This window comes from Streptococcus macacae NCTC 11558 (assembly GCF_000187995.2).
Lineage (GTDB): Bacteria > Bacillota > Bacilli > Lactobacillales > Streptococcaceae > Streptococcus > Streptococcus macacae.
In genome coordinates this window covers 1,487,269-1,500,288 of sequence record NZ_AEUW02000001.1, presented here as the reverse complement: position 1 = coordinate 1,500,288, position 13,020 = coordinate 1,487,269, and the positions used below count along the sequence as shown (strand labels likewise).

Genomic DNA, 13,020 nt, shown 5'->3' with positions numbered 1-13,020 from the left:
ATATGTTGTGTTTGCTAAAAAAGTTAGACACAACATATTGATTTTTCCCTTTCTTGTGCTATAATATTTTCTGTAAGGAGATGGACACATGATTGCACTTGAAAAAAATATTTTTGCAAAGCCGGGGGTTGTGGTTATAAAGCGTGATGGCCGTCAGGTTGCTTTTGACAAAAGTAAAATTTATCAGGCTATTGTTAGAGCTAGTAACCAAATAGCTCCATTAACACCTTTTATTGAGACAAAATTAACAGGTATTGCTGATAAGGTGGTTGCTGAAATTTATGATCGGTTTAGTGAAAATATTAAAATTTATGAAATTCAAAATATTGTAGAGCATGAGCTTTTGCAAGCTGGTGAATATGCTATTGCTCAGGAATATATTAATTACCGTACACAACGCGACTTCAAACGCTCTCAGGCAACAGATATTAATTTTACAATTGATAAATTGATTAATAAGGATCAGACAGTTGTTAATGAAAATGCTAATAAAGACAGTGATGTTTTTAACACACAGCGTGATTTAACAGCTGGCATTGTTGGTAAATCTATTGGACTTAAAATGCTGCCGGATCATGTTGCCAATGCACACCTTAAGGGAGATATTCATTTTCATGATTTGGATTACAGTCCCTACACGCCCATGACCAATTGCTGTTTGATTGACTTTAAAGGCATGCTTGAATCTGGCTTTAAAATTGGGAATGCTGATGTTGAAAGCCCCAAATCTATTCAGACGGCAACGGCTCAGATTTCTCAAATCATTGCGAACGTTGCTTCAAGTCAATATGGAGGCTGTTCGGCGGACCGAATTGATGAGACTTTAGCGCCTTATGCTGAATTAAATTATCGAAAGCATTTACAGGATGCAAAGAAATGGGTGACCAAAGATAAACAAGAAGACTATGCGCGCGAAAAAACCAAGAAAGATATCTATGATGCAATGCAAAGTCTTGAATATGAAATTAATACACTGTTTACTTCAAATGGGCAGACTCCTTTTACATCTTTGGGCTTTGGATTAGGAAAAGATTGGTTTGAACGTGAAATTCAAAAAGCGATACTTAATATTCGCATTAAGGGACTTGGCAGTGAACATCGTACCGCCATTTTCCCTAAACTGATTTTTACTTTGAAACGTGGTCTTAATCTGGAACCAGGCAGTCCTAATTATGATATTAAGGAATTGGCATTGGAATGTGCTACCAAACGGATGTACCCAGATATTTTATCTTATGAAAAGATTATTCAGTTAACTGGTTCTTTTAAAGTTCCTATGGGCTGTCGTTCTTTCCTTCAAGGCTGGAAAGATGAAAATGGCAGGGAAGTTAATTCAGGCCGGATGAATCTTGGTGTTGTGACAGTGAATTTACCGCGCATTGCTCTTGAGTCAAACGGGGATATTGAGAAGTTTTGGGATATTTTCCGTGAAAAAATGGCTGTTGCCAAAGATGCTTTGGTTTATCGTATTAACCGTGTTAAGGAAGCTACGCCAGCCAATGCTCCTATTCTTTATCAATATGGTGCTTTTGGAAAGCGTCTGAGTAAAGAGGACCCTGTTGATGACTTGTTTAAAGAACGCCGTGCAACTGTATCACTTGGTTATATAGGACTTTATGAAGTTGCCACAGTCTTTTATGGTGGGGAATGGGAATCTAATCCTGTTGCTAAAGACTTTACGATTGATATTGTTCGGCAAATGAAAGACCTTTGTGGGAAATGGTCTAATGAATATGATTATCATTTTTCAGTTTACTCAACGCCATCTGAAAGTTTAACGGATCGTTTCTGCCGTTTGGACACGGAAAAATACGGTGTTATTAAAGACATTACTGATAAAGAATATTATACAAATTCATTTCATTATGATGTTCGAAAGAACCCAACCCCATTTGAAAAACTAGATTTTGAAAAGGACTATCCTGATGCGGGTGCTACAGGTGGATTTATTCATTATTGTGAGTATCCGGTGTTGCAGCAGAATCCAAAGGCTCTTGAAGCTGTTTGGGATTATGCATATGATCGTGTTGGTTATCTTGGAACCAATACTCCGATTGATCATTGCTATAAATGTGATTTTGAGGGTGATTTTGAGCCAACAGAACGGGGATTTAAATGTCCAAACTGCGGCAATACCGATCCTAAAACGGTAGATGTTGTCAAAAGAACCTGTGGTTATCTTGGCAATCCGCAGGCACGTCCTATGGTCAATGGCCGTCATAAAGAGATATCCTCTCGAGTGAAACATATGAATGGTTCCACTATCAAAAATCCTGGTCACCATGTCCCAGCATAAATTTTATTTTTATCGCCAGAGTGATTAAATTAAAAAGACATAAAAAGTTCAGCTTCATATTGAAAAAGGCCAGTCTGGCTTATGTGGGATAGATCACATTGCTGATTAAAAGAAGGGAGCAGTGAGAGTCGGAAATCTTTGAATTTCGGAGATTATCCTGCTCTTTTTTTCTCACTCGTCATTTCATAAAGAAGAGTGTGAACTAAAAATTTTAGCCCATTAGAATAAAAAGAAAGATACATTCACTGCGTACAAAGGCACATGCCATTTTTAGAGAAGGTGAAAAGCCAATGAAATTAAGAAGACCAGGACCTGAGGATAAACAGGCTGTTTTAGAGATGCTAACTGAATTTAGCATTAGCGGTTCAGAACATGATGGTGGTATTTGGAAGGAAAATGAGGATTTTCATTATGAAGACTGGCTGCAAATGAATTTGGATTATGAAATAGGGCTTCATCTTCCGGATAATTTTGTTCCTGCTATTCAGTTTGTTTCTTTTGATGATAAAGGACGGGCTCTAGGATTTTTACAGATTCGTCTGCGGCTCAATGACTTGTTACGCCATCAGGGAGGACATATTGGTTATTCTATCCGCCCATCTAAACGGAATAAGGGATACGCAAAAGAACAACTGCGTTTAGGATTGTTAGAGATTAAGAACAAAAATATTAAAAAGGCTCTTATTACCTGTCAGGCGGATAATGCTGCCAGTCGAGCGGTTATTATAGCCAATGGTGGTGTTTTGGAAGATGTTAGAGATCATATAGAGCGTTATTGGATAGATTTGGAGGAAGAAGGATGACTTGGAATACCCCAAAACCAGGAGAATGGAAGAGTGAAGAATTAAGCCAAGGGCGTATTATTGATTACAAGGCTTTTAATTTTGTGGATGGGGAGGGCGTTCGTAACTCTCTTTATGTAGCTGGCTGTATGTTTCATTGCGAAGGCTGCTATAATGTAGCGACTTGGTCCTTTAGTGCTGGTATCCCTTATACACAAGAATTAGAGGAACAGATCATGGAGGATTTGGCTCAGCCCTATGTTCAAGGTTTAACACTTCTAGGAGGGGAACCCTTTTTGAATACTGGTATACTTTTGCCCCTATTAAAGCGTATCCGTAAAGAATTGCCTGAGAAAGATATTTGGTCTTGGACAGGTTATACTTGGGAAGAATTAATGTTAGAAACGCCTGATAAATTGGAAATGTTAAATTTGATTGATATTTTGGTTGATGGCCGTTTTGATAAAGCTAAAAAGAATCTGATGCTGCAGTTTCGCGGCTCTTCTAATCAACGGATCATTGATGTTCCTAAATCGCTGACATCGGGTGAAATTGTGATTTGGGATAGACTAAATGATGGGCAGCAAAATTATGAACAAATAGATAGAGATGGTTTGATTTAGCGAGTGAAGAGACTATAAAAGAGCCTTTTGCTGCAATATTTATTTTATGATGGAAGAAAAAAGCGGTCTAAAAGTCGTCATTCATATAAATCGACTTTTAGACCATTCTTTCTTGTGTCTTAGATTAGTTTTTTCCAAAATCTATGGTAAATGAATAGCTGAATTGGAGCAAGAAGAGCTAAAATCAGAAGTGTTAAAATAAAACTAATAATTAAAGCAGAGGTTTGAAGAGCTAAAATGATACTGAGAGCAGTAAGCATGCTTCCTCCAATAATCACTGCCATTAGGGTTATAAAACTAAACCATTGTCCTATTCCTCTGGAGAATAACTGAGTAACATTTTGCCAAGTTAAATTAAGGAGTCGGTAATCCCTCCAGTACAGTATTTGGCCAGTGATGAGAGCTGCTAAGGCCGTTCCAATGCTAAAGCTTACTATTAGAATGATTGGGGTCTTTAATAAGAAAAGGCCGACCAATAGGTAAATGATAATGGGAATTGACAACTGAATGGTAGAAAGAGTTAAAAATTTGCTGATTAAGAATTTTTTGAAAGAAATAGGAAGTGTTTTTAAAAAGATATAGTTGTCCTTTTCCAAAGAAATACCAACGGCAAGGAAAGTATTAGCAGAAGCAGAAATAAGATTTCCAAACATGACTCCTAATAAAAGCGCAACTCCAAAAAAGCTATTGCTAATTCCAGAAAGTGTCAGACCTCCTCTTGATAAACTTGGAGCAAGAAAAGCAAAGACAAATATTAAGGGCATCAGATAAGTCTGCAGAATCAAAGTACCATCTTTAATCGTCGATAAATGGTGCCTGCGCAGTGTTTGTGAAAGTGTTTGGTTTTTAGTATTTCTTACTTTCTTTCTTTTATGAGCTTTCGTTGCTTGTATAGAAAGAAACTGCTTAAAGTAATTTTTGATAATCACTCGTTTGATTAAAAGAAGAAGGCCAGCTAATACTAATAAGCCCAACCAGAAATTTAAAAGACTGGCTGTTGATAAAGGATTGATTATGACATCTATAAAGCCTCTAAAATAAGGCAGTAATGGCATTTGTATGCTGGTATTGCCTTGAATACTGTTATTGTTGCTTTGGGAGGATAGGTAGAACACAACCCCAACTGCTAAAAGCGTTGATACAACCATTAAGACAGTGGAGATGGTTTTTTTATAAGGACTTTTAACAAGCATCTGTCCAATAAAATAGACCAGAAGAATGCTAATAGCATTAGATAATAACAGAGCTATCAAAAAATTAATGAGCGTTCCAAAAACAGCTAAAATAGGATTGGACAGCTGCAAATAAGCAATCATTGACAGCGGTATAATAGGCATGAGAAAGGGCAAGCTCCCGCCTTGAGAGGACATTACTTTAGCAATATAAACTTCGCTTTCTTTAACAGGAAGTGGTAAATATAATTTTGTATCGTTACTATCGTAAAAAACAGCAAATAAGGTGGTAAATCCTGAAACAATTGCAATAAGGATAAACATGGCAATTTGAAAAGAAAAATAACCTTTAGAGTGGCGATAATCAATATTTAAGAACATGTAGGCATAAATAAAGATGAAAAGAACGGCGACACTTACTTGCTGTCTGATGACGGATTTATAGGAAGATAAATTTTTATTAGGTTTTCTAGCCTGTCTTCTTTGAATATTCGTCAGTGCTTGTGGATTGGAATACAGGATATTAATTTTAATGAGTTCCCAAATATTTTTCCAATTCATACCTCCTCACCTGCCTTTTGAGGTTCTTTGCGCCCTGCTAATTCTAGATAGATCGCTTCTAGATCTTTTTCTGGGTATTGTGCTTTTAGCTCATCTAAGCTGCCTACAAAAATAAGTTCTCCGCGGCGTAAGATACCAATTCGGTCACATAACTGTTCAGCTACAGATAAGACATGGGTCGAAAAAAGAACCGTGTTGCCTGCTTTAGCATGCTGACGCATCATTTCCTTTAAATCAAAAGAAGCTTGAGGATCAAGACCTGTCAAGGGTTCATCTAAAATCCAAATATCTGGATTGGGAATCAAAGCTCCGATGACAATGGTTTTTTGGCGCATACCATGGGAAAAACTATCAATCGTTTCATATTGGCGATCTTTGATATCAAAAAGTTGAGTTAGTTCATCAATACGTTTATCTCTCTCAGAAGGCTGGACCCCATAAATTGTTGCTAAGAATTCCCAATATTCTCTTGCTGTTAGATTGAGAAAAATATCAGGAGAATCTGGGACATAGGCGATTCGTTTTTTGATGGTTTCGCGATTTTGACTAAGTTCTTGCTGATCAACTAAGATATTGCCGCTTGTGGCTTCGATAATCGAAGTGAGCAGACTGATAGTAGTCGTTTTTCCTGCCCCATTATGGCCAATGAGGCCAAATATTTCGCCGTTTTCAATTGTTACATTAAGATCTTTTAATGCCGCATTGTCACCGTACATTTTTGTAACATGTTCGAAAGTTATCATAAGGGTTGGTCCTCCTTGTTAGTTATTGTATCATTGTCTCTCTTTTATATTGATATCTTAAGAAGTATCAGCTGATTTAAATAGCTTTTTTTCCATCACTCTCTGGATTCTTTTTAGTCTTTTAATTTTTTTCCCAAAAAAGAGCATTAAGATCTGTATTTAATGCTTTTGCTATTTTAATGCAGATTTCCAAAGAGGGATTATATTTATTATTTTCAATAAGATTGATAGTTTGTCTAGAGACTCCTGCTTTTTGAGAAAGCGTTAATTGAGAAATCCCTAAGATTTTACGAAATTCTTTTACTTTATTCACATGTATTCCTTCCCCTTTTCCTTATAATATTGTCTTATATATAGGACAATATTATAACATACTATTAAAATATGTCAATTATAGATGACATATTTTTGATTTGTTGATAATAAGCTTATAAGAAACCTTGGGAGTTGCTGTATTTGACAAAAACGAGCAATTTCTTAGTTGATAATTGTTCTTCATAAGCAAAGCCTTGAAAGTGAATTTCTTTTAGCTCATTAACGGATTGACACTGCTTTTTTAGTGCCTGAGTTAAAAAGGCCCCGCGCGCTTTCTTAGAGATAGTAGAGTGGGATTTGAGTTGGCCGTTTTTTTCTTCTAAAAATTTAAGCTTAAGAAAATGTGCTCTGACTTTTGGTGAAAAAACATCTTCAAATTCACTGGAAAGTAATGAAATGACCTTATCATCTTTTTTAACAAAATTATCGTATTCTTGTCGCCAGTAACTTTTTAATGGCTGCTTTTTAATATCTAGTTTGACATTAAAATCAAGACGGTGCGGCGCAATGTGATCAAAAACGGAAATGATACCGTATAAGGCAGAAGTAATAAAGGCTCTGTCTTTTAGATAAGAATATTCTTTTTCTGATAAATCCTGTCGTTTGATATGGCGATACATTAAGCCGTTAAATAAATCAAGTGCTGGATAGGTCAGGGCTGTTTGATTTTTTATAGCCTGTATGTGCTGCCATTCTGTTTTAGCCATTTTAGGGTTGACTTTATATAATCTTTCTAACTGTTCACTAGTCAATACACTTAATGTGTCAATAATAGGCTGATATTTTTGCGCAGGCTGTGAAAGAAAAGAAGAAGGCTGAGCAGTAAACTTCATTTCTTTGGCGCTTGGAATTAAAAATTTTATCATGCTGTTTATTATAATATAAAACGATAGGAATTAAAATCAGTAATTACTCAAAAAAGAATGGGCTGGCTGAGATGAAAGAAATATTTAATATAAAATAGGAACAAAGAAATTATTAATCTTCTTTTTGAATCCTAAGCGAAGGCTTCAATAAGCACAATCATTGTATTCTTTAAAGCTAAAGCCTCTTGCTTTTTTACTTGTATGTGTAAATTTCATGTCAGTTTTAAAAAATAGTCGAAAACTATTGTGAAATATGGTAAAATACAGCTGGTATTATGCTATTTTAAAGTACTTAGATGAGCTAAATCAAGTCAATTAAGAAGGAAAAAGTATGAAATTATCAATCGTCGTCGCTTTCTATAATGAAGAAAAAATGATAGAAAAGACGCATAGTGAAATTTCGGCACAATTACAGACAATGCTAACCAGTAGTACTATTGATGCTTATGAGCTGGTATATATCAATGATGGCAGCAGAGATAGGACTTTAGATCTTATGAAAGAGATTGCCAAAACTGATAATCATGTCAGGTTTATCAGCTTTAGTCGTAATTTTGGCCGTGAAGGGGCTATTTTATCTGGTCTAAAATATGCGACTGGAGATGCTGTCATGTTAATGGATGGTGATTTGCAGCACCCGCCAGCCTTGATACCTAAGTTTGTAGCAGCTTTTAAAGAAGGCTATGATGTGGTCAGTGGTCAGCGCAATAGAGAAGGAGAATCTAAGCAGAGTACCTTTTTTGCGAAACTGTTTTACCGTTTTTCTAATCGCTTAATGGATGTTCGGCTGACAGATGGAATATCCGAATTTAAACTTTTTAGCCGAAAAGCTGTTGATACGATTTTAGCGCTTCCTGAATATAATCGCTTTTCGAAAGGTATTTTTTCCTGGATTGGTTTTAATGAAAAGGTCATCCCTTATAAGAATCACGTTCGAGAAGCTGGTGAAAGTAAATTTGGCTTTAAACGGTCTATGAATTATGCTTTTCAAGGGATTATTTCCTTTAATGATAAACCTTTGCGGATTTGTATCCAGTTTGGTTTGGTTTGTATTGGTTTTGCTCTTTTATATTTATTGGCCATGTTTGTCGCTTATTTTGTAAAGCCAGAGATACTTGTCAGTGGTTACTTTACAACTTTAGCCGCTATTATTTTATTTAGCGGTGTACAGCTTATTTCCATTGGTGTTTTGGGAGAATACATCGGTAAGATTTATTATGAAGTTAAACGTCGTCCGCACTATATTGTGGATGAAACAAATATTGAGAAAGCAAAAGAGGATTTGGTTGGATGAGTCGTTCAAGAACAACACATAAACAAAAAAAAGATTTTTCTTTAACTAAAAAAAGTCAGGTTCTTTGGGCCAGTGCACTGTTGCCTATGCTGATCATGCTGGTTGTATGGCTTTTTATGGGAGTTTTCCCTTTTGGCCGCAATAGTTTAATGGCTGTTGATTTTGGTCAGCAGTATATTGGACTTTATGGTTTCTTAAAAGAGACTGTACTGACTGGAGATTGGTCGGGCTTGTTTTATTCCTTTTCAAAATCCATTGGCGGAGCTATGATTGGTGTTTGGGGATTTAATTTGATCAGTCCTTTTAACCTCTTTTATATTTTACTGCCGCTGTCGCAATTTAAGTGGGCTGTCTTTTTAACGATTTGGCTGCGTTATGGAGCTATGGGATTAAGCTTTGCTTACTTATTAATAAAACGTTATAAGGCTCTTTCTTATAATCATCTGTTAATTCCAGTAATGGCAACGGCTTATGCTTTGTCAGGGATGATTGTTTCTTATCAGATGAATCCTATTTTCTATGATGCTATGATCATGCTGCCGCTTGTGATTTTGTGTTTAGAGGAGCTGATTGATGGAGGGAAACCTTTTAAATATATACTTGTTTTAGCTCTGACCATGCTCTTTCATTTTTACATGGGATATATGATCTGTCTCTTTATTGCTCTTTATTCATGCTATTATGCAGCGCCTAAATTAGCAGGTGAAAAGGCTTGGAAGACAAAACTGCTAGATTTTCTAAAACCTCTTTGGCGTGTCATTTGCTATTCTGTTTTAGCCATTACTTCTGTTTTCTTTCTTCTTTATCCCATCTTCTTAAATCTTCTGCGAAGCAAGGGAGCTTATGACAGTCCGATGACCTTTAGTTTTGCTTTGCAGATTAATCCTTTGGACATCTTATCTAAACTGATGATTGGTGGTTTTGATAATGACTCTTCTTGGTCAGCAGGCCCTAATCTGCCTAATGTTTATATTGGGGCACTGGCTCTGATTGGCTTTTTCCTATATTTTACACAAGCAAAAGCCCACAAGTTTAGAAAAGCAGCAGCAGCTCTTATAGGTTTGATTTTCTTTGTTTCTTTTGTTAATGAATTTGTTAATAAGATTTGGCATATGGGACAAAACCCTGCTGGTTTCTTTTTCCGTTTTTCATGGCTTCTTTCTTTCTTTATGGTTCTTTTGGCTTATTTGGCTATAAGAGAAGGAAAATATTTGAGCTGGAAGGGTTTGGTCGCTGGAATTATTTTTAGTTTTGCTGCGGTTTATTATGTATCGGGACAAAACTATACTTATTTGCCTAAATATCAGCCAACAGCTGTTACAAACTATGTTAACTCCCATCAGCTGATCGTTTTGATCATTGCTTTGCTTATTTTTGGTGCTCTAGCTTATTATGCTTGGACGCATTTAAAACAGTATAGGGAAACTCGTATATGTACAGTTGCTGCTTGTTTGCTTGCCATTCCTGTTTTTCTGTATCTTTTAAACAAGGGCTTCTTACTGACACAGGTCTCTTTGACCCTTATGACCTGGCTGTTTGTTCTTGTTTATTTGGCTCTGCGGCCTAAAAACAAGTGGGTTGGTTTGGCCCTGTTAGCAATGACTGTTTTTGAACTTGGTTATAATGCTTATCTCTCTCAGGTGACTTTAGCTTATACAGATGCTTACAAGTTTACTGATATTTCCAAAAATATGAAAGAATTATCAGATGTCATTAAGAAAAAGAATAAGGCTGGTTTTTATCGTGTTGGCTCAAGCTTTCTTTATGCTAAGAATGACCCTTTCCTTGTTTCTTATCCAGGTTTGAGCAGTTTTAGTTCCAATATGGAAAAATCAACGATTAATCTCTTTAATTCTATGGGGGATGTTGGCGGAAATGCGGCAACTTTCTACGCTAATGGAACACCTCTGACAGATGCTCTTTATGGTGTTCGTTACTATATGGATGCTAAAAATTATACAACGTCTGATATCGAAAAGCATCCTAATTGGTATCTCTTTAACCGCAATGCGACACGTTCGGATTTAAAAGATTACTACCATCCGATTTACCATAACAATCGTTTTACTATTTATGAAAATCCAAATGTCTTCTCAGCAGCCTTTGGCACCAACACTTTAACGCGTAATATCAAATTTGGACTTAACAACCCTGTTTCTAATCAGAATATTATCTTATCTTCAATGTCTGGGGCCAATCGCAAATATTTTGAATATATCGGTATTCCTCGAATTGAGCTGATTAATATGCAGGAAGTAAATGAAAACGGCCATCGTATTTTTAAACGCATTGATAAAAAACAAGCAGGTACAGTGCGTATCATCTTCACTCCTCAGACAAACCATACTTATTATTTCCAAGCACCTTATAGTTTGCGCAAATCAATGGGAAATGTCTCTATTATGCTGAATAACCAGTGGTACCATTACTCTCAAAGCTACGATCAGGTTCAGCTGTGGAATTTGGCCAATAAAGCCAAGGGTCAAACAATGACCTTCCAGCTGCAAACTTCCAAAGAAGATCAGCTGGATCTAACGAACATGGCCTTAGTGCGAGCAGACCAGACGGCCATTAAGAAGGTCCTGCAGGAGAGACGCAAACAAAATATGACTGTCACCAAATGGACAAACACTCTTGTCAAAGGACATGTTAATATAACAGACCAAAGTAATGTGATGATGACAAGTATTCCGTATAACCCTGGCTGGACTGTTAAAGTGGATGGTAAAAAGGTTAAAACGAGTGAAGCTTGGGGAAGCCTTCTCTCCTTCCCGATTACAAGCGGCAAACACCGTATTGAAATGTCCTTTAGACCGCAAGGTTTACTGATAGGGCTAGCCGTTTCCTTTATTTCTCTCCTTATCATTGTCTTTTTGAAATGGCGCGATCATAGTCAAAAAGTGTGATCTTGTCTATAATTAATATGCGATGCGGCAAAGGAAGGTAATGTGATTAAAAAAATTTTAGTGACTGGTGGGGCTGGTTTCATTGGCTCTCATACTTGTGTAGAACTATTAAATCAAGGTTATGAACTTGTTGTTGTTGATAATCTGCAGCATTCAAGTTTTAAAAGTCTGGAGGTTATACAAAGCTTAACCTCTCGTTCGATTTGTTTTTATCAAATAGACATTCGGGATCAAGACCAGCTGGAAGCCATTTTTGAACATGAACATATTGATGCTGTTATCCATTTTGCTGGGCTTAAGGTAGTTAGTGAATCTATTTATGCTCCTTTAGAATATTATGAAAATAATGTCTCTGGGACAATCACCTTATTGGAGGTGATGAAAAAGTTTGCCTGCAAAAATATTATTTTTTCATCTTCAGCCAGTGTCTATGGTGATTTAGCGGCTGTCCCTATTTTGGAGAGTGCTCCTCGCTCAACGACGGTTCCTTATGCTAGAACGAAACTGATTATTGAAGATTTGCTGATTGATTTAGCTCGTTCAGATGCAAAATGGAATATTGTTATTTTACGTTATTTCAATCCTATTGGAGCCCATCCGTCAGGTGATTTAGGAGAAGATCCTAAAGGACTTCCGACAAATCTTCTTCCTTATGTGACGCAGGTTGCTAGCGGCCAATTGAAAGAAGTCCAAGTGTTTGGCGCTGACTACAAGACCAAAGATGGAACAGGTGTGCGTGATTATATTCATGTCGTTGACCTTGCGCGTGGGCATGTAGCTGCTATTCAAAAATTAGCCAAAGGATCAAGGCTCTCTATCTATAATTTGGGAACGGGCAAAGGGAGCTCTGTTTTAGATATTATCACTGAAATGGAAGCCGTTGTTGGCCATCCTATTGCTTATCAGCTTGTAGAGAGAAGAGCAGGTGATATTGCAGTATCCTATGCTGATGTATCAAAGGCCAAAGCAGAATTGCATTGGCAGGCAAATTTTGATTTAAGACGTATGTGTGAAGATTCTTGGCGCTGGCAGTGCCGGCATCCTTTAGGCTTTGAAGAATAATCAGACTTGAAAGGATACAGTTAGTATTGTGGAGAAATTAACTGGATCTTCTGGTTAGCGGATTCAAACAATTTTTTTACTTAGTGTCAGACTGTTTTCTAGTCTATCCTTTAGGCTTCCTATAAAAAAGCACTTTGTCAACTGTAGTGTTGCCATAATCTAACATGGTGAGAGGACGATCTTCGTCCTCTCTTTTTTGATATCCAAAGCAATGAGAATGCGTTTTTTAAAGCTGTCATCCTCCGAAAGCCAAAAGTGCTGCGTTTCATGTTCTTGATTAGTTTGCTAGCTTTTCATGTAATATTTAGCATCAGGTATTCTAATATTCAATGAAAATCAAAAAGCAGACTAGGGAGCTAGCCGCAGGCAGTACTAAGCTAGGGCAAGGTGACGCTGACCT

General features: G+C 36.8%; 9 protein-coding genes and 2 pseudogenes. 6 read left to right on the top strand and 5 right to left on the bottom strand.

The window, feature by feature from the left end; genetic code table 11:
* Positions 1 to 88 precede the first annotated feature (88 nt).
* From nrdD to nrdG, 3 genes and pseudogenes are all read left to right on the top strand, one after another.
* Positions 89 to 2,296, top strand: a complete 2,208-nt coding sequence (nrdD, locus tag STRMA_RS07135; protein ID WP_003078649.1) for an anaerobic ribonucleoside-triphosphate reductase — start codon at positions 89 to 91, stop codon at positions 2,294 to 2,296.
* Between the two features lie 290 nt (positions 2,297 to 2,586).
* Positions 2,587 to 3,136 (top strand): annotated as a pseudogene (locus STRMA_RS07130) (GNAT family N-acetyltransferase).
* Positions 3,096 to 3,701, top strand: coding sequence for an anaerobic ribonucleoside-triphosphate reductase activating protein (nrdG, locus tag STRMA_RS07125; RefSeq protein WP_003079767.1), 606 nt, complete (start codon positions 3,096 to 3,098; stop codon positions 3,699 to 3,701). Before STRMA_RS07130 ends, nrdG begins: the two are co-directional and overlap by 41 nt.
* Before the next feature lie 119 nt (positions 3,702 to 3,820).
* On the opposite strand, the gene STRMA_RS07120 is transcribed toward nrdG, so the two are convergent.
* From STRMA_RS07120 to yaaA, 4 genes are all read right to left on the bottom strand, one after another.
* Complete coding sequence (locus STRMA_RS07120; RefSeq protein ID WP_003078854.1) at positions 3,821 to 5,434, bottom strand: hypothetical protein; 1,614 nt, start codon at positions 5,432 to 5,434, stop codon at positions 3,821 to 3,823.
* Positions 5,431 to 6,177, bottom strand: coding sequence for an ABC transporter ATP-binding protein (locus STRMA_RS07115; protein WP_003081349.1), 747 nt, complete (start codon positions 6,175 to 6,177; stop codon positions 5,431 to 5,433). The genes STRMA_RS07120 and STRMA_RS07115 overlap by 4 nt, the downstream gene beginning before the upstream one ends.
* Positions 6,178 to 6,298: 121 nt before the next feature.
* Positions 6,299 to 6,490 carry a helix-turn-helix transcriptional regulator gene (locus STRMA_RS07110; RefSeq protein WP_003078636.1) on the bottom strand — a complete coding sequence of 64 codons (192 nt, stop codon included), beginning with the start codon at positions 6,488 to 6,490 and terminating at the stop codon, positions 6,299 to 6,301.
* 115 nt (positions 6,491 to 6,605) lie between these two features.
* On the bottom strand, positions 6,606 to 7,358 hold the full coding sequence (gene yaaA / locus STRMA_RS07105; protein WP_003082080.1) for a peroxide stress protein YaaA: 753 nt from the start codon (positions 7,356 to 7,358) through the stop codon (positions 6,606 to 6,608).
* Between the two features lie 331 nt (positions 7,359 to 7,689).
* Here yaaA and pgfS point away from each other — a divergent pair, with 331 nt between their 5' ends.
* The 3 genes from pgfS to galE are packed head-to-tail and all read left to right on the top strand — an operon-like array spanning position 7,690 to position 12,620.
* The gene (gene pgfS / locus STRMA_RS07100; RefSeq protein ID WP_003078812.1) at positions 7,690 to 8,652 is read left to right on the top strand and encodes a glycosyltransferase PgfS; all 963 of its coding nucleotides are present in this window, start codon (positions 7,690 to 7,692) and stop codon (positions 8,650 to 8,652) included.
* Entirely contained in the window at positions 8,649 to 11,558 is a 2,910-nt protein-coding gene (gene pgfM1, locus STRMA_RS07095; RefSeq protein WP_003080526.1) for a glycosyltransferase PgfM1, read from the top strand. The genes pgfS and pgfM1 overlap by 4 nt, the downstream gene beginning before the upstream one ends.
* Before the next feature lie 45 nt (positions 11,559 to 11,603).
* A complete protein-coding gene (gene galE, locus STRMA_RS07090) occupies positions 11,604 to 12,620 on the top strand; it encodes a UDP-glucose 4-epimerase GalE (RefSeq protein ID WP_040841867.1) in 1,017 nt (338 codons plus the stop codon).
* Positions 12,621 to 12,779: 159 nt separating this feature from the next.
* Here galE and STRMA_RS09935 read toward each other — a convergent pair.
* Positions 12,780 to 12,907, bottom strand: a pseudogene (locus tag STRMA_RS09935) (ISL3 family transposase); the annotation flags it as partial.
* Between the last annotated feature and the right edge of the window lie 113 nt (positions 12,908 to 13,020).